Genomic DNA, 22,344 nt, shown 5'->3' on the forward strand with positions numbered 1-22,344 from the left:
ATCTGATTGGTTGAACAGAAAATTGCAGCCCCTCGCTTGGGCGAACTTCAGTAGAATCCAATCTCGCTGACGTCTACGCTGGCCTCGTGATCGTGCCCGTAGGCTACAACTCCAACTGAGGTGATTGCGTCTGCAGCGGGAGTAGCGCGTAACATGGCACCTGAAGCCTTGAAGCCTGACAGAGGCAAATAGATTTCTGTCCATTCGTTAGAAGTTGCAAACGCGGCCTGATAGTATTGCCACGGAAGCACCGTGCCACGTGTTCTAAGGTGGACGAAGTATTGCTCGCCGTTCCCCCGGACCAATAGCCTGACGCCTGATACACCCGTACCTGGCCGATCAGGCAACTTGCGTCGGAACTGGATGAAGCCGCCGTTGTTTACTGTACTCACAGTTCCGGTCAGCCGCGCGAATGCAACATTACCTTCCGAACGAAACTGCACCTGCCCTGAAGAAACTCCTCCCATGACGGTGTCGGCAACGTAGTCCCAACGCATCTCTGGAGACTTGGAGAAGTCTTCAGTCAGTTTTACATCAGCCTGCGCCATCATGCATCCGATGATAACAAAACCTGAAACAAGCCCAATGAAGTTGGCACGCATATCGATCCTTCTCAATTCAGTATCGCAATGGAAAGGTTCAGTGCCGTGGCAAATGCGACCCATGCAAAATACGGCAGGAAGGCCAGTGCGGAAACCCGATCTGAAGTCCTGACCTGAGCTATGAACATGACGATGACAGCCAACAACGCGACAATGACGACAAAGGCAAACCATGGCAGTTGCAGTACGAAAAAGGTTGGGGACCACAAAAAGTTCAGACCCATCTGCGCCCACCACAGCTTCATGGCGGTCGAGCTCCGGTCTGTTTCAAACTGATGCCAACCAACCAAAGCGATCAAAACATATAGCACCGTCCAAACCGGTCCAAAAATCCAATTTGGTGGATTGAAAGCCGGCTTAGAAAGCTGCGCGTACCATTCGCCAGGTGCAGTCAGTGTCCCGATCAGGATGCCGCCGCCCACCACAAGCGCAAGGAATGCTATGCGGATCAACCAGTTCGACATTGTAGGATAGCTTTCAGCAGTCCTTGGTCGTTACGTTAACAAGCGCTTCAGAAGAAAAGGTCGCCGTGCTGGTCTTATCCGCATCAGTATAAGACACCGTGGCGCCTTCGATCTCCGACCCAGTTACGGTGATTTCCCGTTGCCCGATAGTGTCATCTACATCGATGGTAAAGGCGAGTTTGTCACCTGCTGCGAGGGAGGCAATCTCAAGTTCAATTGTATCTTGCCCATCCACGACCGCAGGAATTTGCCGCAGAGCATCCGCACCCTCAACGAATTCAAGCGGTTGGAAGACCTCGACACCAGCGCCCTTTTCGGAAACGTCGAAAATCAGACGCCCGGCAGATTGCGACAAGTCAATTTTGAGGGTCGAGGCTTCTACTTCGCAAGCTCCGACATTTGTCAAAACAAAACGGTCTTTGGGCGCGCCTTCTATAAAGCGAATTTGTACTCCAGCTTGAAGCGAAGTGGCTGCAAACAATCCAAGGGTCGCCGCAATAATACTCTTCGGGAGCATATCTATCTCTTTCCTAATGGGTTCTTGATAGATACGCGTCGGCGGGTTTCTTGGATCAGACTTATGCCCTTTGACTATCGTGGTTTAGCCGTCAGGACCTTTCGAAGTTCCATGCACCGCTGTCAGAACGGTTAAGTCAAAACATGCCGTTTTCATTCTCGCCGTTTGCTGGAACTTCCTGAAGAACGTCCCAGTGCTCGACGACCTTCCCGTCGCATCCAGGCGAAAAATATCTATCCCTGCGCACTTGAGACCATCAGGCCAGATTTGGTGGCAATGCAGAATAACGTGATCTTCTTCAACCGGTGTAGGCGCGCTCATAACGCTGCGCTCCTGCTATTGATTTCATTCAGGAAATTCGTGTGTGCTCGCCTATAATTTTGCGCGGTGTTTGCGCATAAGATTGCACGATTTGCCCATAACTTTGCACTGTTGAAAAAGCTCGTTCAATTTTTGGTAGTTGTCGTGCAAACCAGTCAACTAAAAGCATCATTCCTCAATCAAAAGTGCACTTCGATCAAAAAAATTCAACCCCAATAAGAAGGATGCAAGGTTACTGGCAACTACTTGGGATTAGTTCACCGATCTTCTTACCAAGCATCAAGAGCACTGTTTGGTACAACTTGTCATGAACTCAGGAACCTCGACCAGCATTGGCTACAAGATGGTCAGGCCCGCGCTTTCACCAAATTCCTATAAGCTGACGGGGACATTCCAGACCATTTTCGGAAGGCCCTCGAAAACGCGGTGGAGTCTGCATAGCCAAGCCGCAGTGCAGTCTCACCAACGGACTTCCCTGCCGGACCCAGCAGCTTCTTAGCTTCTTCCAGTTTGACACCAGATACGACCTGAGAGGCTGATTGCCCATATGGGGCCAGCCGCTTGTTCAATGTCTCCCGGTGGAAACCGCATAGGCGCGCCAGTTCGTCTACACCAAATCCCGGCTCACCAAGATGAATCCGGATCAGGCCCTGAAGCCCGGCTAAGAAATCTTGAGGCGCATGCTGGTCGAGGGTAACGCTTGTCAGGTCTGACGGGTTTTCCAACGTTTCCGAAAGCAACTTATGGCTCAGCCAGGTTGAAGGAAACCGGATCGAAAAGCCCTGAGGGCTACACTTGATGGCTTGAACACCATGAAAATGCTTGGGCAGCACGTCAGGTTCGCTGACCCGTAAAATGATCTGGCTCGGGTCCCACCTAAAATCCAGAACCCGGTGCAGTAATGATATCCAAATGCTCGCTAGAAATGCGTCGGTCTGTCCCGGCGAAACTGAAAACTTGAAATTCCGCTTGGCACTGAAATAAGCGTGCTCGCCTTCCACAAGCATAGACTGTGTGACCGCGTTGGATTCTTTCGAGACGGCTTGAGTGTAGCGCGTAAAGAAGTCACCCAGCGTCAACGCCTCGGCCAACATGTCACCAAGAGGCAAAAACCGAACAAGGTCGATTGATTGACCAACTTGCGCGCAGAAGTCCGGTGATGTTGCGTCAGCAGCGGCTTGATGGATTTTATAAATCGTTTCGTGCGGCAGGAAATTCTGGCGATCCATCACCTGAACTTCGCTCACGCCAAGAGGGTCCAGAACGAAGGCTGGTTCAACACCGGCGCCACGCAAAGCAGCTACCACCGGTGCAGCAACCGATGCCCGAACCAACGGCAAGGCCTTCTTGGTGTTTTGGTCAAAGGCGTCCATGCAGCCCTCAAATATCATGAAGGTAACGACAGAAAGACAGAAAACAAACAAAAAGGTGCCAAAAGCATGCAGAATGCCAAATCAATTTGGCGCAGCCTGCCATACTGTCAGGCAAAATCCGGCAATCACTCTAAAATCATATTCAGAAACATACATCTGTGATTCGTATTTGGAGGGCCTCAATGACACCGAAATTCAAACACCTGGTGGCCACGACAGCCTTTTCTGCAAGCCTGGCATTCGCGGGCCAAGGTTTGGCGCAGGAAGAAAGCTTTCCGATCCTCTTTACCAATGTGCACGTATTTAACGGTGTCGATGAACAACGACTTGAGAACGCAAACGTTCTGGTCGTGGACAACCTGATCGCAGACGTATCAGCGGAACCGCTGGCCGTCGCCAATGCCCAGATCATTGACGGTGGTGGTCGAACCCTGATGCCGGGCCTGATCGACGCACATGTGCATATGACGGTCACTGAACCGGTGGCGGACCTGCGCGATAACTTCGACTGGATGTACTGGGGTGCAGTATCAACAATTGAAGCTGAGAAAATGCTGCTACGGGGTTTCACCACAGTTCGGGATGCGGGCGGCCCGGCAATTGGTCTTCAAAAAGCGATTGATCGGGGTAAGGCCGTTGGCCCGCGTATCTACGCCTCTGGTCCTGTGATCTCGCAAACCTCGGGGCATGGAGAACATCGCGTCTACACCGAACCCCATCCCAATTTCATGGGGGCGCAACCATCCTTCTTTAACCAGCACCTGGAGTTCCTGGCCGATGGCGTGCCGGAAACGCTGCGCGCGACCCGCGAAGCCCTGCGCCTTGGCGCTGTCCAGATCAAGGTGATGGCTGGCGGAGGGGTCTCCTCTCAGGTTGATCCGTTACACACCGTTCAAGGTCTGCCGGAAGAGCTGGAAGCGTCGGTTCGGGCCGCTGCCGATTGGGGAACCTATGTCATGGTTCACGCCTATACAGACGAATCCATCGTGCGCTCGATTGAGGCGGGTGTGATCAGCATTGAACATGGACAACTGATGACCGAAGTCGGGGCTCAAGCGATCAAGGACGCAGATGCTTGGATCGTTCCGTTCTACTCTCTTTTGGGGCTGGACGAACAAACCGTTATTTCCGCGCTTGGGCCAGGGGCCGCAGAAAAGTTCCTCAGCGTGCAAGCGGGTGCACGAAATCAGATGCAATTGATCAAAGACTTTGGGATCGAGAACGTGGCTTTCTCAACCGACATTATCGGCGATCCCGTCGCACTGACCAAGCAAAACGATGAGTTCAAATATCGGCTGGAGGCGTGGAATTCGTACGAAATCCTGCAACAAGCCACGTCCAAATCGGCCGCACTTCTGGCACTGTCTGGAAAACTCAATCCCTACACAGCAGGCCCGCTGGGCGTGATCCAACAAGGCGCATACGCCGACCTGCTGCTTGTGGAAGGGAACCCGGTCGAGGATGCCGAGATCCTGGTCGACTACACCAACAACATCGATCTGATCATGAAAGATGGCGTGATCTACAAGAATACACTCGATTGAGTGTCGCGCGGGGTGAATTTACCTCGACATCCCGCGCCCCCTTAGTTTGACAAATGGGAGTACTGACACGTGAAAACACTGGCCTCACTGACAGCAATCGCTGGATTTGTTTCCTTGGCAGCAAGCGGCGCGTTGGCGCAGGACGCGCTCCCGCAAACCTTGTTCACCAATGTGCATATCTTTGACGGAATTAGTGAAGAGCGGATCGAAAACGCGAATGTTCTGGTTGAAGGCAATCTCATAAAGACAGTCTCGACCGACGGTATTGATGCGCCCGACGCAACGCTTGTTGACGGGGGTGGTCGCACGCTGATGCCAGGGTTGATTGACAGTCACGTGCATCTCTACGCTACAGGGCTCGTGCAATCCTTCTCGGGTCTTCAGGCCGCCAAATGGGATCAGATCGGGGCCACCGCGGCTGAAAATGCCCGCGACTATCTCTACGATGGTTACACCACGGTGCGGGATACCGGTGGAATGGGATCAGGTCTGCGTGAACTGATAGACAAAGGGATTGTAGACGGCCCGCGCATCTATGCGTCAGGTGCGGCCATCGGCCCGACATCCGGGCACGGTGACTGGCGAAACCCCGAGCAGCGAACCTTCAACATGGGATCGGACGACGTCGCCAATACGTTCAACCTGTCCTATATTGCTGATGGTGCCGAGGAAATCCGGAAGGCATCGCGGCTTAACTTCGCGCACGGGGCGAGTTTCCTGAAACTGATGGCCGGTGGCGGCGTGTCATCCGAACTCGATCCGCTTTGGTCCGTTGCCTACAACGTTGATGAGATTGCGACAGCAGTCGAGGCTGCGTCCTTCTTTGATACATATGTGACTGTCCACGCCTATACGGACGAAACGGTCACAATGGCTCTGGACGCGGGCGTCAAGTCACTGGAGCACGCTCAGATGGTGAGCGAGGAGACCGTCAAACGCATTGCGGATGAAGGTATCTTCTGGGCCCTGAATGTGGCCGGAATGGACCCGGCGCTGCTCGACCATCCCAATTTCTCGATGCCGACGGTGAAACCAAAACTGGAAGAATATCTGGTCGGGTCAGAAAACGTCATTGAGTACATCAAAAAGTACAAGCCCAAGATCGTGCATAACGTCGACACCGTGCTGTCCACCATTGGGTTTGGCCGCGCACACCGGGACTTTGAAAAATACTACTTCGCTGAATTGCTGGGTAACCATGCTTTCCTGGTTGCAGCGACCTCGACTGGTGGTGAACTCGCCCAACTGACAGGGCGTCGGAACCCTTATCCCAACAAACTGGGCGTGATCGAAGAAGGGGCCTATGCAGACATCCTGATTGTCGATGGAAATCCGCTGGAGGACCTGTCGGTTCTTGGCGCAAATCCGAAGTGGTTTGATGCACCCGCGCGTGATCGAGGGTTTGAGACCATTCGCGTGATCATGAAAGACGGCGTCTTCTACAAGAATACACTCGAATGAGCAGAGTATGCGGAAAATTGGCCGCTGCGCCTAGCGCCGTCGATCCTGAACAGAGGAGCGATCAATGAACAGGGCAATCGCAGTAACTCTTTGTGTATTTGGAATAGGCGTTGCCGGAGCATCAGCAGAAGAAACCCACAGCCGATACTACCTGGGGATCGGGGAACCAAACCCTGATGCCTGGCAAATCATGATCGACAATCCGACCGACCGGGAAAAGGACATGGGCGCTGCCCTCGCCGCAATGGGTGGTGAGATGATCAGCTATTTCTGGGGACTGGCAGATGGAAAGAACTACATCACCGTCCGTTTCCCAGACGATCCGGGCATGGTGCAGGCCATGTATATTTCGCGTCTGAGCCAAGGGGTTCTGAAAGACTACACGTTCATCGAACTGATGACGAGCAGGGACATGGTCGAAGCCCTTAAGCGCGTGCCGGAATTTTCAACGCCGGTCGAATGAAGTTGGGAAGCAAAGGAACAATCTATGAAGATCGCATACGGAATTCTCGCAGCCTTAGCAGTTGTGTTTTTCATCCTTGGAGGCGGCGATGCCCATGCCAAAGACAACAAGGGTAAAAAGCCGAACAAGGGGGGCAAGAACGGTGATGTCAGCATTCAGATAGAAGACAAACCCGGCAAAGGCCCAAAGGCTGTGCCGCCTGGTCAGATCAAGCGCTACACGCGCGGTGCCAAGCTCCCATCTGATCTGGAGTTCGAGGATATTGGGGACCTTTCCAAATGGAAGCTGAAGGAGCCGGGCAATGGAAACCGCTACATTCAGGTCGATGGTGAAGTCCTCGAAGTTACGAATGACCTGTCTACCGTTGTTGATGCGGTCGGCATCGTCGGCGATCTTCTCAACTAGACCAAAGTACGATGTTTCAGGGCAAGAACTACCTCGTTTGTCCTGACGCTGGCCGGGGCGATCATTTTGTGAACCCCGGCCCAAGTTCAAAACCCGGACACCAGGCCTAGCGATGGATAAGCCCTTCTTGTACTTTTTGCGCTTGCTACCCTTTCGTGAGCACGCGTCCTGCTCGCGCAGGAATCCGGTGCAACTGAATGATGACCCGTCAGAGCCAGTGGCAATGGGCGCTGTTCTGATGAAACTTTGGAGCATATGATAATGCGTCTTTCCTGTGCAGTAATAGCCGCGTGCTTTCTGGCTTTGCCGGTTCATTCGGAAGGCACACGTGTTGAGTGGTCAGACCTGATCGATGAATCCGCTCAGAACTACGAAGATCCATTCGTCGAATTGACGGGCAAACAGCTTAACGCGCTTCGCAAATTGGCCCGGTTGCGCGCGCAGCAAGAAAAAGGCGGGTCGACGCCAGAACAGCTGGACCAGATTCAAGAGGATCTCGAAGCGACCGAAGCAACTCTTGCTGAGGAAGGCGTTGATGCTGACTGGCTGATTTCCCAACGCTGGGTTGTGATGGAACGACGTGAGAAGGCGGGCACGGCCGCCAACGTCGACATCGATGGCGTGACCGTTTCATTGGGCGGGTTTGTGATCCCGGCACCCCCCAACGAAGATGGCACCCAAACTGCATATATTGTACCGGAACGTGGAATGTGCAGCCACGTACCGCCTCCGCCACCAAACCAGATGGTGCGCTTGCGCTTGAGTGATTCCTGGAGGCCCTCGACGGTCTACGAACCCATCGTTGTGACCGGTCAAATCAGGATTGAGCAAACGCAGAAGGAAATGCTGGTTGTTGACGGACCCGTCCTCATGAAGGCTGCGTTTACTTTAGAGGTCGATGACGTTCAGACTTTTGGACCAATCCAGATTTCCGAAGAGGCTGCAACCAATAGGGCAAGTGTGCTGATGGGAAGGATCAAGGCGACTGGCGGGGCTACCAGAGACGATGATTAACGCAATCCTCGCTGGATTTGTTGCTAGGTGCCGGGTGTCTGCGGTCGCCCACTGCAAAAATCCCGCCCAGCCGAAATTGTGAAACAGGGCGCACTTCGGGTGGCCACGAAATTCATCCACGGAGCATTCAAAATGAACCGGAACCCCCGAAATCAGATCATGCATCTTTGCCTTTGCGCATTGCTGTTTATCTTTCCATTCATTGCGTTTGGCCAGGAAACGGATGAAGTATCCGCTGCGGAAACTGAGTTCTTCGCCTTGGCAGTTGATGAAAACACGACCGTTGATGAACTCGAAATACTGGTCGTGCCATTAACCGCCGAAGAATTGTCCGATGCATCAGCTGCTTGGCAGACTCATGTTCGCAATCAGGCCGAAGAATTTGCCCAGATAAATCTGAACTTGCAGAAAGCAAATAAGGAAAACGAAGACAAACTGAGATTAGAACTGTCAGCTTTTGTCGCGACCTCAAATGCGACGCTCGAAAAATATAGGACTGTTCTCGAGGCTTGGTCAAAAAAAGGAGCAGCCCCTGAGGATCTCAAACCCCATCTTGATTACCTTTCGGCGCTTCAAACCAGTGCGATAACGTCGGTTGATTTCACGACGCTGGTGCAGAGCGCCTTCGCATGGCTGGTCGCATTCGACGGGGGGATGCGAATTGTCCTTGGGGTATTGGGCGTTCTGGTTGCTGTCTGGACGATGATGTTTGTTGCCCGCTTCGTGCGCAGGATGGCACAGCGCGGTCTTGATAGAGTTCCGACACTGTCTCGAATGTTAAAGAGGTTTCTGGCCACCGCAGTTTTTTGGGCGGTTTTTGTGCTGGGTATCCTGATTGTCCTGGCCTTGTTCGGCGTGAACGTAACACCGTTATTCGCGGTATTCGGCGGCTTGTCGTTCATTTTGGGTTTCGCGTTGCAGGAAACTCTGGGCAACCTTGCAAGCGGCCTGATGATAATGGTCCTCAAGCCCTTCGATACCGGCGATTATATCGAAGTCGGCGGATCATCCGGGTTTGTGGATGAGATGTCCGTTGTTTCCACAAAGATCCGTACATTCGACAATCAGATCATCGTTGTTCCAAACAGCAAAATCTGGGGGGACGTGATTACCAATGTAAGCGCATCAGACGAGCGGCGTGTCGATCTCGTGTTTGGCATTGCATATTCTGACAATGCCGCTCATGCCATTGCCGTTTTGAAGGAACTGGTCAAAAACCACGATCTTTGCCTCAGTTCGCCAAAAGCCGAGGTATTTGTTGGAGAATTGGGGGACAACTCGGTCAACATATTCTGCCGTCCGTGGTCTAAATCCGATGACTATTGGACGGTGTACTGGGACCTAACGGGGCAAGCAAAGGAACGTTTTGATCAGGAAGGCATATCCATTCCGTTCCCGCAACGCGATGTTCACCTGATACCAGCGGAAGGGGTCTAATCTTGAAGACGTTAGCAATCTGGATTCTGCCAAATCTGCGCATCTGCGGTGTCGCGCTGGGTCAATCAAATACCACTGTTCAAACATCGAGGAAGAGAACCCAAGGCTATCACACGCTCAACGCGCAAAAGTGCGTGGCTTTGGCGACTTGCATGTGTAGAGTCGGCTTTCCAGCCGGTTAGAATTTGCCAGAGTTGTTCCAAGTCTCTTTCGGGCCGATCTGTTCCTGAACATCCCAATGTTCGACGATCTTTCCGCCCTTGAGCCGGAACAAGTCAAAGACGGCCCAAACGTTCTCGTCTTGTTTTACATGGCTATAAGCAACCACAAGATTTCCTTGGCCGAGTAGTCGGTGAACTTTGACGTATTGCGCGGTTTTTCCGCCACTTGTCATCTCTCCAAGATGCATGGAGAAAGCTTCCAATCCGTCTTCTATTTCTGGGTTGTGCTGAACGTATTGCTCGGTCGATATGTAGTCATTCACAAGATCGGTACGCCCTGCCATCAGGACATTGTCGATGAACCCTTGCACCACGGTCTTGTTGGCCTCGGTGAAATCGAAATCTTCGATTTCGGTTGGGCCGTCCACCATGCTGCGGCCCGAGACGGTTGGCCATTTATAGGCGGCAATCACATCCCAATGCTCGACGATTTTACCTTCTTCGTCGGTATCAAAGATATCGGCCGTCACCCACTGCGCTTCACCACCGTTGAGGCTTTGATACACATGTACGAATACGAAGTTTCCATCCTCGATAGTACGCAGAACCTGGATGTCGCGCACCGGATTCCGCTTAAAAAAAGGCGTGAAAAACTCGATGAAACCTTCTTTACCGTCGCGTACACCCGTTGAGTGTTGCGTGTAGCGATCCCCGGTAAATTTATCGAGCGCCTCGGCCATTTTGCCGTCACGAATGCCTTCCAGATAAAGGCCCTTGGCATTTGCCACGCGGATACTGTCAGTCACAACATGCACTCCTGTGTCATAGAAATGGTTTTAGCTAATACCAACAATGCTCAGCACCGTTTCACGGCCAGACCAAACTACGAAAGCGGACAAGGTGCCTGTGACCATGGCGGGAACGCCTTCTTTCCAGGTATCCCAGATCAGATGACAACCAATTGCACCGATAGACGTTCCAAGAATAGCCAACGCGCCTAAAGTTCCGACCCAGGATCCCTGAAACCAGATCGCGACTGCGCCCAACAATTCAACCACGCCGACCAAGGCCATGATCTGCCGGTTCAACCCATACTTGATGAACATCGCCAGTTGGGTTTCGAAAATGAACTTCTGCCAGCCGAAGATCTTGATCGAGCTTGCGAAGAGGAAGAAGACGGACAGCAGTCCGACGAAAACGGTGATCATATTCATTCCGCAGCCTCCTGAACCGGGAAGGAAAAATCGGCGCCGAGAGCGTTCTGAAACCTCTCCTGCTTGGTGGCTACGGCAGCATTCATTGCGCTGGCCAGAGCGCCAATGTCCGACGGGTCAACAATAGTTCTCAACGGTCTTTTGCCGTAGGACAGGTTCAACAAATCGGCGATGGCATCGGCAACCATTGCAGGGGGTGCCTCAACAAAGCTTTTTTGCGCCAACCCCGTGAAGCGTCCGGACATCGCTTGTGCTTTTTCCAACGTTGGGCCGTATCCAGCCATGCGTTCCGGTTCATCCGTTGGCGGCGATTTCTGCATTATACCAGTATCAAATACTCCGGGTTGAACGATAAGGGATTCCAGTCCCAAAGGGGCGAGTTCAAGAGCATAGGTCTCGGCGACCAGCTCAAGTGCCGCCTTACTGGCCGTGTAATAACCGCTCATCGGCAAAGCAAACCTGGACATGTCGCTGGTGATGCTGATCACTGTGCCAAAGCCCTGGGCGCGCATATTGGGAAGGACGGCGCGTAGAATGCGAACCGGTCCCAGAACGTTCACATTCAGCATGTTCTGAAACCGAGCCGCAGAAATGGTCTCGTTGAGCCCTCCAACATAGATCCCTGCGTTGTTAATGACGACATCAAGTGGGCCATTCAGCTTTAACATCAGATCGGCGATTGCGCTGTCTACGCTGCCATCACTGCCAACATCCAGTTCAATGGATGAAATCCACGCAGATGTCGCCTCTAGGCTGGTCGCCACGTCGGCGTTTCGCCCCTTCAAAGCACGCATTCCGGCGAATACAGAATGACCTTCATCTGCAAGTCTGATGGCCATTTCTTTTCCGAAGCCGCTGCTGGCCCCAGTGATCAGAATATTCATCTGTCTGTTCCTCTTGTGGTCGAGAGGAAAATGGCAATCGATAGACATAATTGGAAATTATCATTATTTCTTCCTAGTATGAATGAAATTGATGGAATTGATCTTAATCTACTGAAATCCCTGCAAGCGCTCATTTCGGAACGGCATGTTGGACGTGCTGCGCAGCGAATGAACGTAACGCAGCCTGCCATGAGCCACACGCTTGCAAGATTGCGACGCCTGTTTGACGACCCGCTGTTCGTCAAGCAAGGGCGCGAAATGGTGCCAACAGCGCGCACTCTGGACCTTGCGGCGCGGTTGAAAACGATCCTTTCTGAGATCGGCGTGCTCACTGCGCCGGTGACGTTCTCACCTGAAAACGCGAGCGCAACTATTCGAATTCATGCCCATGATTTCATTGCCACCAGTTTCCTTGCAAACGCAATTCGGCGTATTCGAAAGCAAGCACCAGGGGTCGCGTTCGAAATTCACAGCTATTCGGATCACAGCTACCAGATGCTCGATTCCGGCGATGCCGATTTGATCGTTGGCGCTGGACTTCAGGCAAATCCGAAGTTCCTTCAAAGACTGCTACTGCGCGAGCGCCTTGTGTGCCTATTAGACCGAACCCACCCAGCGTTGAACAGCTGGAATGCTGAAACGGTCTTTCTATATCCACATGTCAGGCTGAGCCTCATGACCAAACAAGATGACCCAGTTCACCTTTATGGCAAGGATCAGGGCTTGCCCCCACGCCAGGTTGGGCTGGTGACAGATAGTCTGCATCTGCAACCGGCTTTCCTGGAAGGAACAAGTCTTATCGCTTTTGTGCCGGAGACGCTCGCCCAAGCTGCTACCAACAACAAAAACCTAGTCACGCGCGATTGCCCTTTTCCCCTGCCGGAATTGGGAATCCGTGCAATTTGGCATGAGCGAGACGCACGATCCCCCCTTCTCAGCTGGATCCGCAGCCAGCTGGATGTTTAGCGGCCAGAGAACTGGAGAAATTTTTCGCGTCGGCTCACAGCGCATCGCTCATGCTGGTGTGATACTTGGCTGGCGGTTTCTTGTGACTCACTAACTACTGAAATTGGCGTTTTACATTGGACTGAGCGCATCCCCTGCACTCGAAGTTAGGAACGGCAGTTTTGTTTAGCCAAGCGACCACTCGCAATATTCCAGGAAATGCGCACATCAAGCCCGTCTCAAGAGAGCCATAACAGCCCGTAGGAAATTGCGATGGGTTGGTTCGACACTCATCTGGCCGGACATCAATACCAATGTATGATATAGTTCCATTATGAGCACCGAAACCTTAATCAGCCTTACCCTGTCATTTGTTCTCACCAGCCTATGTATTTGGTTGGTGCGTCACGTCGTAAAACACAGCGGTCGAGACAGAACAGTAGACCCAGAGGCCGTGAAAGAACTAATGCGCACCATCGACTGGTCGCAGCTCGATAGAGTCTTGGATCGGCCCCGGTGACAAGTGGCCCAACGCGGAATGCTGTTAGCGGCTGCCTCAGGGATCGCTTTGCGTTGAAATGATTTTGCGCAAATTTGAAAGCCGCCCACAAACAATGAAAATAAAGTGCTGAACCGTAGCGCTTATCTGCCGGTCACCCCGATAGCTTCGGATGACGACAACCATCGTAACCATCGTTAAGAGCATTTGTGTAGTCCGCCTTGGACTTTGAGCGGCTATTCGTTGATTCTTGGTAAAAACGGCACCCGCCCAACGCAGCACAGTGCAGCGCTCTTTAGCGCACTCAGCTGCGGATCAGAGCTTCACGGAACATATCGTTCCGGCTTCGGAGACTGAATACTCTCCAAATACTCAGCAATTTCGATAAGTCTGGAAGGAATACTCGTAACCAAGCCGTTGCCCGTATCGAATTCGACAGCAGGGCCGTCATTCAATTCGGTGATTATCGGCATGTCATCGCGAGGTTCTTGTACTTTCAAATAACCGTCCAAGATCGACATGACCTCCAACATGGGCCACACGCCTCCCCTACGGTCGGAAATCTTTGTTAAATCAGCAGGATCAGTTTTCAAATCAGCTGCGTCAGGTCCTTTTCCAGACGCATCGATTCCGTGACATCTGGCGCAATGCTCAACAAAGAGGTCTTTCCCAAGGTCCGAAAACTCATCGGCCGCAGATGTCGTTGCAACCGAACTAATGCCCATGCTTGCAACGATCATAAAGTGCCTCATAAGCCGGAGGTCCTTTGCAATACGAGAGTTTACTACAACAGAAATGGACCGACATCTTCCCTCGGTCAACGTCGGTCCTTTACCATATAACATTTACTATCCTGTGGCCCAAAACCGATTGATGGGGACAGGCAGCAACGAGCTCAGAACAGCTTCACTATTTAACATTCGAAATTTAGCATGTGAAGGCGCTCGACTCTTTGACATAAATCATATGTCAACTCGCAGTCTGCCAGAATTGGACTCGACACGCCAATTCGGCCAAATGATTTTGAGTGACTGCTTACGCCTAGCAGAACACGGCGCTTCACAATGCTAGGCCTGCAATTGTCACCGGGTCAAAAAAGGTGCAAGTCCAGAACACGGGCAAACGATCAATTACTGACCTAACGCCAAGAACTCCAATCTACTGTTGGATGCCTTCTAAGAAAAACAATAACCCTGCTAACTCGCGCGGGGTGGGCGTCAAGACACCCTCGATTTCAACCGGAACCAGGTCTTCCGCCATTTCCCCGCCAAATTCCGGCATAACCCGAGCAAGATGGCTGTTTCCTGGGTCGCCATAGATGTAGCTTAGGGCCCGTGCTTGAGGGAAAGTGCCTCCGTTCTTCGCGCTCAATGTTGTCAAATCTGTTGGCTCAACGGAAAGACCGCTGCTTGCCGGGCCACCGCCTCTACCATCCACACCATGACAAGAAGTACAGTTTTCTGAGAAAAAGGCTGCCCCATCAGCGCGAGTGGGCATGACGTCGGCGTCAGGATACAGATCTGTACACGACGCTGTGGCCAAAGCAATAAATCCAACCGATAATATAACCCACCTTTTATCATGCATGCTCAACCCCGGCTTTTAATCCAGCCTACGGTCTATTGTAGCACCTGGCAATGACAGCAACTGGGGTTAAAAATCAGGAAGGGTCAACTTTACAGACTCTTATAAGAACTTGGACATTGCCGCTCACCAAGGGAGGGGTGAAAGCTATTCCTAGACCTTCTATGTCTGCGGGCATTTCACTTTTGAGAATCTAAGCAGAGTATTCGACAATCAGGATTGGGAGATTCAAACATGCTGGAAGCTTCGTCCCGAATAGTTTGGCTCGAAGCGATAGGGGCTGTCCTAATGATCGTACTTGGGTCCGGGCTGCACTTTGCATTTGTTTTGCTTGGAAGTTGGACGCCAATGGCGCTTGTGGCAGCTGTCAACGAGTCAATTTGGGAACACTTAAAACTGGCTTTTTGGCCAGGCTTGTTTTGGGCCTGCCTAATGCCGCTTCCACCCCGACTTACAAGAAGGGACGTATTTAGTGCTAAAGGAGTTAGCCTCGCAATTACTGCTATTTTGATTGTAATAGTATTCACAGCATACACAGCGATACTTGAGCGCAACTTTTTGTTGATTGATATTGGAATATTTGTTGCAGCAATTTGCATCGGCCAGATCGTGTCAATTCTGCTGCTTGCTTACGAAGATCAAATACCTGCACTCATTCATGTATTCGGCTTGTTTCTCCTTGGGGTTCAAGTCGTCGCCTATAGTACCCTAACATTTTTCCCTCTTAATCACTGGCTGTTCATTGAAGCACAATCTGGCACGATAGGTATTCCTGCCCGTTAGATGGACAGTCGGTCCTATTGGTGACGCATGCTTGCATCCCCATGAATTTCAAAGACGATTTTCCCAAGCTTGACGGGCCCTAAACAGGGCGTTTGAGTAGAGGCATGGACCGTTGGATTTCGGATTCGATTGCCAAGATCAATGCAGATGCTCACCGCTCTGCCGATACGCACCTTTTCAAGCTTCCCGTTCGGGGGCTGAAGGCCGTAGACATCTATCTCAAGGATGAAAGTACACATCCCACTGGCAGCCTCAAGCACAGGCTGGCACGCTCGCTTTTCCTTTATGCGCTTGTAAACGGGAAAATAAGGGAAGAGACACGTGTAATAGAAGCCTCGTCTGGCAGCACCGCCGTTTCAGAAGCTTACTTCGCCCGTATGATCGGAGTGCCTTTTACCGCGGTTCTCCCAAAATCTACCGCCAAGAGCAAAATCGACCTAATCCGGTTCCAAGGTGGGGAAATCCACTTCGTCGATGCGGCGCCGGACATGCACCAGGCCTCGGTTGAACTGGCAGCTGAAGTCGGCGGCTACTTCATGGATCAGTTCACTTACGCCGAGCGGGCGACGGATTGGAGAGGCAACAACAACATTGCAGAAAGCCTTTTCCGTCAGATGGAACGAGAGCCACATCCAATTCCATCGGTTATTGTGATGAGCGCGGGCACTGGCGGAACTTCAGCAACTTTGGGGCGGTACATTCGCTACAAGGGCTATAACTGTGAATTGGTTGTTGTGGACCCAGAAAACTCAGTGTTTTTTGATAGCTTTCGAACTGGAGACAGGACCCTGACCCGCCCCTGTTCAAGTCGTATTGAAGGTATCGGACGTCCCAGGGTGGAAAAGTCATTTTTGGCAGATGTAATCGACCGGATGATCCAAGTGCCCGATGCGGCAAGCATTGCGACTATGCTCTGGCTTGAAGATCGGATCAGGCGGCGAGCGGGCCCATCAACAGGCACAAACCTTTGGGGGGCTTTGCAAATTGCGCAAGAGATGGAGGCTGCCGGACGATCTGGCTCCATTGTCACTATTCTGTGTGACGACGGAGACCGTTATCTCGACACCTATTACGATCCGGAATGGGTGATGGAAAACTTCGGCGAAACCGCCTCTTACAAAGCTACTTTGGCGGGATATCACTGAATTCAAACGATGAGGACAGCATGAAAAGAGTGAAATCTTTGTTTGCAGCGCTTCTGGCATCAATGGTCGCCGCGATGTTTTGCGCCACAACAGTTTTCGCCGCCTCCCAGGAAGCACAACAGATCATCGAAAGCGCGGCTGCTGATTGCAAAGACTTCGAGAATGGAGAGTTTGATCAGGGTGACGCTGTGACCGAGATCGAGCTGCGCTCACAGTTTAGCACGGCTAAGGCTGAACTCGTAGATGGAAGTCAGTATTCCTGCTCTTCTGCTGCCTCTATGTACTGCGGAACAGGGGGTTGCATGCTCAGTCTTATCGTCGACGGTGAGATCATGTCGTGGCAGGCAACGGGTTGGCGTCTTATTGACTGGGGGCCTGACCGTATACTGCTTATTGGACGAGACGGTGGTTGGTGCGGAGGCGCAGGAGCCGAGGTTTGTTACGAGGCGCTAGTTTGGAGCAATGGGAAGATTTTAACCGTTGGTTCGGCGCCAGAGTAAGCCCGCGCAGCGCTAGCGGGTGTTTTACGCGCCTGGCCTAGGGTGCAACGCCCTGTTCGGTTAGGCTGCGGCTGAAGTAGGGAACCAGGCCGAAACAGATTGAAGCAGAAAGAACACAAAAAATGGCAAATGTGTAAGGAATGGATGGTCGATTTCGCGCAGATGTCGTTGCCATAATCTGGAGCTATCACGCATTTGCATCTTCGTCTTTAGAGGTTCTACGAATGACTGCTTTGTCCACACAGCAGACGTTCGCCCAAATTCTACGAGCGACCGCTTCGAGCTCGAAGCGGCCCTTCCAATTCGGCTTGATGCACGTTTTTTTTCTCACCAGAGAAATTAGTGCACATTTCGATATTCCCAGCGAAAAAAAGCATCATGGGAGATATGCAGTGTTCAACAAATCCCTTCTACCAGCGGCCTTTGGAGCGCTCCTTGTAGCGATGACTCCGTCCACTTTTGCCCCGATCGTCGATCCAGATAATGCGGCGCTGCGCAACATGGTGGAGCAATCCTTCCAGTACGTCGCGATGTGCAAAGTGAACAATAAGATTGCGGCGGATCATGGCGGCTTCAACACGGTACAGGCGGACACGACCCTAAAGGACGAAAACACAGCGCGGCCGAACAACGACACGCTCTACATCGACGCCTTGCTCGATCTGCGGCATGAACCGATGGTCCTCGAGATGCCCGCCTTCGGCTCCAACGAAGTCTCGCTCGTGGTGACAGGCTATGATCACTACGTGAACATTCCGCTTTTAACTACACGGGGAGAGTTTCCCTCGAAACGCATAGGTTGTAGCCTTCTTCGACAAGTTATTTAGATGTCGCAGAGACACGTTTCATGGAGTGGGAATGCGCAAAGCAAAAGGACATCCCTATACAGAGGTACTGGCCGGTTTGCATCGACGGATGAAGCCGAACTGGTATTTGGAAATAGGAACGCAGACTGGACGTAGCCTTACACTGTCTCAAACAAACTCAGTGGCGGTTGATCCAGAATTTCGACTGAAACGCAATGTATTGAAGGGAAAAGAACAACTGTTCCTCATGCAACAAACCAGTGACGATTTTTTTTCGTCAAGTTTCATTGCAAATACAGGTGCCAGATTCGACCTCGCATTTTTGGACGGCATGCATCTATTTGAAGTTCTGTTGCGCGACTTCATGAATTCCGAGCGACTAATGGCACCTGAGGGCAGAATCGTCATGAAGAACTTTCTGCCTTGGACGACAAACATGGCGAATCGCGACCGGAGCACAGTTGAAACACGTGACTGGACAGGTGATGTCTGGAAGATTGTTCCCATCCTTCGGGAATATCGCCCAGATCTAAAATTGGAACTTTATGACGCGGCACCAACCGGCATAATTGTAGTGGAAAAACTAGATCCTACGAATAGAGTTTTGCAGGAAAAATACAATGAAATCTGCAGTGTATACGGCGATAGATCTGACTGTGAAGCAACAGTTAACAGCTTTGAGCTTACTCCAACTTCCAAATGTCCGTGGATCAACAATAACGAGAGTTTTAACTTGGCAATAAAACTGCCAGTCCCACGGCCTCGGGTTCAGAACCGCTGGGGCGATTACCATTTTGGAGTTGCTCTGATGGAGGCTCTACAACGCGCAGGACATCGCGCCCGTGTTCAGACGAGAAAACACTGGGATGTAGTTGAAACGCCCGACGAGATTGATTTGGTGTTGAGGGGAGGCGCGAAATATGCGCCCGTACCGGGTCGGCGAACGCTTTTTTGGCTGATGTCCAAACCAGGACTAAGCAAAAGAGAGATAGCCGGGGGAGATCATTTCTTCGTAGCTGGGAAACCTGCGCTGGACGATGTCGCATCTCACGTCGAGTTGGAGAGAACTTCGCTGCTCCCTCAAGCCTTCGACCCTAAAAGGATGGTGCCACCAAAGACAGTGACGGATCGCGGATCCGCCGTTTTCGTCGGTATCGCCCGAAGCGGCCGCCCAATGGTTCGATACGCACTAGAAACTCAATGTGATATCCGATTGTGGGGAAACGGTTGGGAACATACTGACGCCTCCAAACTGCTTGTGGGCGCAAGGGTACCGAACGAAGACCTACCAAGTGTTTATCGCTCTGCATCCGCGGTTCTAAACGATCACACACCAACTATGTGTTCCGCTGGTATACCATCAAATAGAATATTTGATGCGCTTGCGTGCGCAACTCCGGTTATAACGGACGACGTAGGCTGGTTTCCTGAGGACATCAAACCTTATCTATACATCGTCCGGGACAAGACCGATTTCGCGGAAGCTATTGTAGCCGCACGGGATGAAAGAATTGACCGTCGCATCGAAAGGATCGCCTTTGCTCATCAAATGCGCCATAGACACTCTTTTGATGCAAGAGCGGCTACAATTATTGAACGAATAAACGCACTTTGAGCACGTTGGATTGGCTGCATGTTCAAACAATTGTTAATGCAACAGGCTACCTTTCGGTTCAAAGCCAATTTCTCTCCGTAATTCCATGGGTTAGTAATCTAGTTCGCAAGGCAGCCTATAAGACTTTTTAAGCAGTGTGAAATAATGCGAACAACCCAGAGCCCCTTAACTTGCGTTTCGAAATCCTTGTAGAAATTATTCCCTAGCGAGTATGATAAGGGAAGCAAAACAGCTCTGGCTTATTTCATTGAACGAGTAACCAAGTCTTGCCGTCGACCTTGGGGCCGTCGTTCGAACACGACCATACTATCGTAAAAAGTTATGCTATCGGTTTGGCGTGTAAAGGCTGTCGTTTCGAAATCGCCTCGAACATGTTGAGCGTTCAACTCATCAATCTTTGATTTCGCATACTCAATGAAAGTACCTTCCTTTCCCAACCCGCCTCCAAATCTTGGCCAATACGACGTGTGCATGTCTTCCACCATGTATGTCCCATGAGCCGAAACACGCTCGTAAAGGGTTCCAAACGTCGTAATAACGTGGGAGTTTACGTGGCTGCCATCGTCAAGAACAACATCGAAACCTCCATACTTATCAGATACTTCCTCGAGAAATTTCTTGTCGTCTTGGCTCCCTATATGAATATCTATGTTATTGGCGGCATGCTTCTCGCATTCGGGGTTGATGTCGATACCAACTATTTGTGATTCGTTGTGAAAATAGTCGCGCCACATCTCTAGCGAACCGCCACCGTGAACGCCAATTTCGAGCATCCGTATGGGGCGACTACGGAATTTCTCAAAGTGTTTTTCATATATGTCGAAGTAGTGCACCCACTTGTGCAGGCGTTTGTCGCCATTATTCAGAAAGTATCGATGCAGGTAGCCGTCGCCCATTTTTACCTCGAGTTATTGTCATTTTCGAGAATGGACGATGCCACCGTTGGTACTGAAATACCAATGGAAAAGCACTTCGGGTCTCTAAAGGTCGCCAGTTTCGTTTGGAGTGCCGCAACCTTACGAACCGACCAATAGCTGATCGGTAGCTTCGCCCGTGTAGCGGTCGCTCGCGACATTTCGGCGAATGGCCGCACCGAGCTCCAAAGCCGACAATCGGATTCCGTGTTTAAGACCAGTAGGCAAGGCCAGGGTTCCAAGTTGTTTAGTTCGTAGGGCTGACCGCGTGCAGTCTCCAAGAATTTGGAACGCCCTTCAACTCGTGCTCACCGCAGTCTTGAAACTCGAACGGCGCACCAAGCATCAGTTGCCGCGTGAGATCGGATGCCAGAACCTGTCCTTCCTGGGCTTGGCCCATCACTCGAGCGGCTATGACCACGCCAAGGCCGCTGATATCCTCGCCGCGAATTTCAATCTCACCTGTGTGAGCGCCGAAGCGTGCGTTAAGGTCGATTGCAGACAACGCTTCACGTAACGAACCAGCGCAGGCCAGCGCACTTGTAGGAGAACTGAACGTCGCCAGCACACCGTCGCCGGTGAATTTCACCAGTTGACCACCGTGTCGAGAGATCTGGTTTGCGCAGACGTCATCGTGGCGGTTCATAAGGTCGCGCCAATTCTCATCACCGATACGTGCTTGTTGTGAGGTGGACGCGACGAGATCTGAGAACAGAACGGTAGCAAGGGTGCGCTTGGGTTGGATCGTCGCCGATGCTTCGCCGGTGACAAACTCGACGAGTGCGGCCGCATAGCTGTCCACGTCGCCTTCCCATGGCACATGCTCGTGGCCGGGTATGGTTTTGTATTCAGTGGATGGCATCAAACGCAGAAAATCCTTGGCGCAATCAGCCCCGTTGGGTTCTTCAAATTCGCGATGTATAACCAAAGTGGGTTGTGAAATAGAAGGCAGCAATTCCCGGATATCTATCCGGGCAGCCAATTCGAACAGGTTGGCGACTGTAATAGGGGTCGCGCTCATCCTTTGGAAATGCGCCCATGCTTCCTGAGCTTCAACATCGTCCTCACTTGGGCCAAAAGCCGAGAATGGGTGAGGTTTATAGAGCTTCCCCCAATTCTCGCGAAACTGCTTCAACGCGATTTTAAGGCTTTCGGGGGTCAGGTAACCGCGAGTAAGACGGCCTTGAGCGTACCCGCCGCACAAAGCCAGACGTTCGACGCGCTCGGGGCGCATCGCGGCATAGACACAGGCAAGTGAAGCCCCCTCGGAGAAAGCAATGACCGTGGCTGAGGTCATTTCAGTGACATCCATCACAGCCTCTATATCCATGACGCGCTCTTCAAGGGTTGGTGTCCCCTGAATGCGGTCTGACATGCCGTTGCCGCGTTTGTCGAAGGTCACCAATCTTCCCACCGAGCTGAGCGCTGTCATCCACTGCAGGTAGCCCGGATTTTCCATGGACGCTTCCAGATGCGAAATCATTCCGGGGACCAACACAAGATTGCGCGGCCCATCGCCCCAAACTTGATAGGCGATGGATAGCCCGTCGCTTTCGGTGAAAAGGGTCTCCACATTGGCAGTCATGCGCCCCTCCCAGTCGTTCTCTGGCCAATCCTCCGCCCATAATTTCAATGTGGTTCGCGACGGAGCCAGCGCATGATCATATTGAAGTTCGTTTGGCCTATCGGTCAA

At 51.9% G+C, this 22,344-nt stretch carries 23 protein-coding genes; 12 read left to right on the forward strand and 11 right to left on the reverse strand.

The features are described 5' to 3' along the window. Window positions 1-47: 47 nt before the first annotated feature. From ACR3EH_RS09625 to ACR3EH_RS09640, 4 genes are all read right to left on the reverse strand, one after another. Window positions 48-602, reverse strand: a complete 555-nt coding sequence (locus ACR3EH_RS09625; protein ID WP_216600517.1) for a CIA30 family protein — start codon at window positions 600-602, stop codon at window positions 48-50. An 11-nt stretch (window positions 603-613) separates the two neighbouring features. Continuing rightward, complete coding sequence (locus tag ACR3EH_RS09630) at window positions 614-1,066, reverse strand: TspO/MBR family protein (protein ID WP_171648760.1); 453 nt, start codon at window positions 1,064-1,066, stop codon at window positions 614-616. A 13-nt stretch (window positions 1,067-1,079) separates the two neighbouring features. Then, entirely contained in the window at window positions 1,080-1,583 is a 504-nt protein-coding gene (locus tag ACR3EH_RS09635; RefSeq protein WP_171187997.1) for an aggregation factor core, read from the reverse strand. A gap of 668 nt (window positions 1,584-2,251) precedes the next feature. Continuing rightward, a complete protein-coding gene (locus tag ACR3EH_RS09640) occupies window positions 2,252-3,277 on the reverse strand; it encodes a helix-turn-helix domain-containing protein (RefSeq protein ID WP_171676655.1) in 1,026 nt (341 codons plus the stop codon). Between the two features lie 182 nt (window positions 3,278-3,459). On the opposite strand from ACR3EH_RS09640, the gene ACR3EH_RS09645 reads away from it, so the two are divergent. From ACR3EH_RS09645 to ACR3EH_RS09670, 6 genes are all read left to right on the forward strand, one after another. Continuing rightward, window positions 3,460-4,821 (forward strand): metal-dependent hydrolase family protein, encoded by a 1,362-nt coding sequence (locus ACR3EH_RS09645; RefSeq protein WP_171676653.1) that lies wholly within the window; start codon window positions 3,460-3,462, stop codon window positions 4,819-4,821. Window positions 4,822-4,890: 69 nt separating this feature from the next. Continuing rightward, window positions 4,891-6,282: a metal-dependent hydrolase family protein gene (locus tag ACR3EH_RS09650; protein ID WP_171676651.1), complete on the forward strand. Its 1,392-nt coding sequence runs from the start codon at window positions 4,891-4,893 to the stop codon at window positions 6,280-6,282. Window positions 6,283-6,346: 64 nt separating this feature from the next. Next, a complete protein-coding gene (locus tag ACR3EH_RS09655) occupies window positions 6,347-6,745 on the forward strand; it encodes a hypothetical protein (RefSeq protein ID WP_171676649.1) in 399 nt (132 codons plus the stop codon). Between the two features lie 24 nt (window positions 6,746-6,769). Further along, a complete protein-coding gene (locus tag ACR3EH_RS09660) occupies window positions 6,770-7,150 on the forward strand; it encodes a hypothetical protein (protein WP_171676647.1) in 381 nt (126 codons plus the stop codon). Between the two features lie 261 nt (window positions 7,151-7,411). After that, on the forward strand, window positions 7,412-8,164 hold the full coding sequence (locus ACR3EH_RS09665; protein WP_171676645.1) for a DUF3299 domain-containing protein: 753 nt from the start codon (window positions 7,412-7,414) through the stop codon (window positions 8,162-8,164). A 132-nt stretch (window positions 8,165-8,296) separates the two neighbouring features. After that, window positions 8,297-9,601 carry a mechanosensitive ion channel family protein gene (locus ACR3EH_RS09670; protein ID WP_171676643.1) on the forward strand — a complete coding sequence of 435 codons (1,305 nt, stop codon included), beginning with the start codon at window positions 8,297-8,299 and terminating at the stop codon, window positions 9,599-9,601. Window positions 9,602-9,779: 178 nt separating this feature from the next. On the opposite strand, the gene ACR3EH_RS09675 is transcribed toward ACR3EH_RS09670, so the two are convergent. Genes ACR3EH_RS09675 through ACR3EH_RS09685 form a run of 3 tightly spaced genes read right to left on the reverse strand, consistent with a single transcriptional unit; the run spans window position 9,780 to window position 11,815 of the window. Next, a complete protein-coding gene (locus ACR3EH_RS09675) occupies window positions 9,780-10,568 on the reverse strand; it encodes a nuclear transport factor 2 family protein (RefSeq protein WP_171676641.1) in 789 nt (262 codons plus the stop codon). Between the two features lie 30 nt (window positions 10,569-10,598). Further along, window positions 10,599-10,976, reverse strand: coding sequence for a DoxX family protein (locus tag ACR3EH_RS09680; RefSeq protein ID WP_171676639.1), 378 nt, complete (start codon window positions 10,974-10,976; stop codon window positions 10,599-10,601). Continuing rightward, window positions 10,973-11,815 (reverse strand): SDR family NAD(P)-dependent oxidoreductase, encoded by an 843-nt coding sequence (locus tag ACR3EH_RS09685; protein WP_171676636.1) that lies wholly within the window; start codon window positions 11,813-11,815, stop codon window positions 10,973-10,975. The genes ACR3EH_RS09680 and ACR3EH_RS09685 overlap by 4 nt, the downstream gene beginning before the upstream one ends. Between ACR3EH_RS09685 and ACR3EH_RS09690 the strand changes: the two genes are divergently transcribed. After that, window positions 11,786-12,826, forward strand: coding sequence for a LysR family transcriptional regulator (locus ACR3EH_RS09690; protein ID WP_171676634.1), 1,041 nt, complete (start codon window positions 11,786-11,788; stop codon window positions 12,824-12,826). The genes ACR3EH_RS09685 and ACR3EH_RS09690 overlap by 30 nt on opposite strands. 801 nt (window positions 12,827-13,627) lie before the next feature. Here ACR3EH_RS09690 and ACR3EH_RS09695 read toward each other — a convergent pair. After that, the gene (locus ACR3EH_RS09695) at window positions 13,628-14,044 is read right to left on the reverse strand and encodes a c-type cytochrome (protein ID WP_171676632.1); all 417 of its coding nucleotides are present in this window, start codon (window positions 14,042-14,044) and stop codon (window positions 13,628-13,630) included. 418 nt (window positions 14,045-14,462) lie between these two features. Continuing rightward, a complete protein-coding gene (locus ACR3EH_RS09700) occupies window positions 14,463-14,891 on the reverse strand; it encodes a c-type cytochrome (protein ID WP_480634830.1) in 429 nt (142 codons plus the stop codon). A gap of 231 nt (window positions 14,892-15,122) precedes the next feature. Here ACR3EH_RS09700 and ACR3EH_RS09705 point away from each other — a divergent pair, with 231 nt between their 5' ends. The 5 genes from ACR3EH_RS09705 to ACR3EH_RS09725 all read left to right on the forward strand — a co-directional run bounded on the left by ACR3EH_RS09705 (window position 15,123) and on the right by ACR3EH_RS09725 (window position 19,737). After that, window positions 15,123-15,671 (forward strand): DUF6512 family protein, encoded by a 549-nt coding sequence (locus ACR3EH_RS09705; protein WP_171676630.1) that lies wholly within the window; start codon window positions 15,123-15,125, stop codon window positions 15,669-15,671. Window positions 15,672-15,775: 104 nt separating this feature from the next. Then, on the forward strand, window positions 15,776-16,816 hold the full coding sequence (locus tag ACR3EH_RS09710) for a PLP-dependent cysteine synthase family protein (RefSeq protein WP_171676628.1): 1,041 nt from the start codon (window positions 15,776-15,778) through the stop codon (window positions 16,814-16,816). A gap of 20 nt (window positions 16,817-16,836) precedes the next feature. Next, complete coding sequence (locus ACR3EH_RS09715) at window positions 16,837-17,316, forward strand: hypothetical protein (RefSeq protein WP_171676626.1); 480 nt, start codon at window positions 16,837-16,839, stop codon at window positions 17,314-17,316. Window positions 17,317-17,708: 392 nt separating this feature from the next. Continuing rightward, window positions 17,709-18,143 carry a DUF1254 domain-containing protein gene (locus tag ACR3EH_RS09720; RefSeq protein WP_171188419.1) on the forward strand — a complete coding sequence of 145 codons (435 nt, stop codon included), beginning with the start codon at window positions 17,709-17,711 and terminating at the stop codon, window positions 18,141-18,143. 31 nt (window positions 18,144-18,174) lie between these two features. After that, window positions 18,175-19,737 carry a glycosyltransferase family protein gene (locus ACR3EH_RS09725; protein ID WP_171188417.1) on the forward strand — a complete coding sequence of 521 codons (1,563 nt, stop codon included), beginning with the start codon at window positions 18,175-18,177 and terminating at the stop codon, window positions 19,735-19,737. Between the two features lie 239 nt (window positions 19,738-19,976). Here ACR3EH_RS09725 and ACR3EH_RS09730 read toward each other — a convergent pair whose 3' ends face one another. Together ACR3EH_RS09730 and ACR3EH_RS09735 are read right to left on the reverse strand one after the other, a co-directional pair. Then, window positions 19,977-20,633 carry a class I SAM-dependent methyltransferase gene (locus tag ACR3EH_RS09730; RefSeq protein WP_171188415.1) on the reverse strand — a complete coding sequence of 219 codons (657 nt, stop codon included), beginning with the start codon at window positions 20,631-20,633 and terminating at the stop codon, window positions 19,977-19,979. A 265-nt stretch (window positions 20,634-20,898) separates the two neighbouring features. Continuing rightward, a complete protein-coding gene (locus tag ACR3EH_RS09735; protein WP_171647855.1) occupies window positions 20,899-22,236 on the reverse strand; it encodes an adenylate/guanylate cyclase domain-containing protein in 1,338 nt (445 codons plus the stop codon). Window positions 22,237-22,344: the final 108 nt, after the last annotated feature.

The sequence above is a fragment of the Ruegeria sp. BG7 genome, assembly GCF_056535685.1.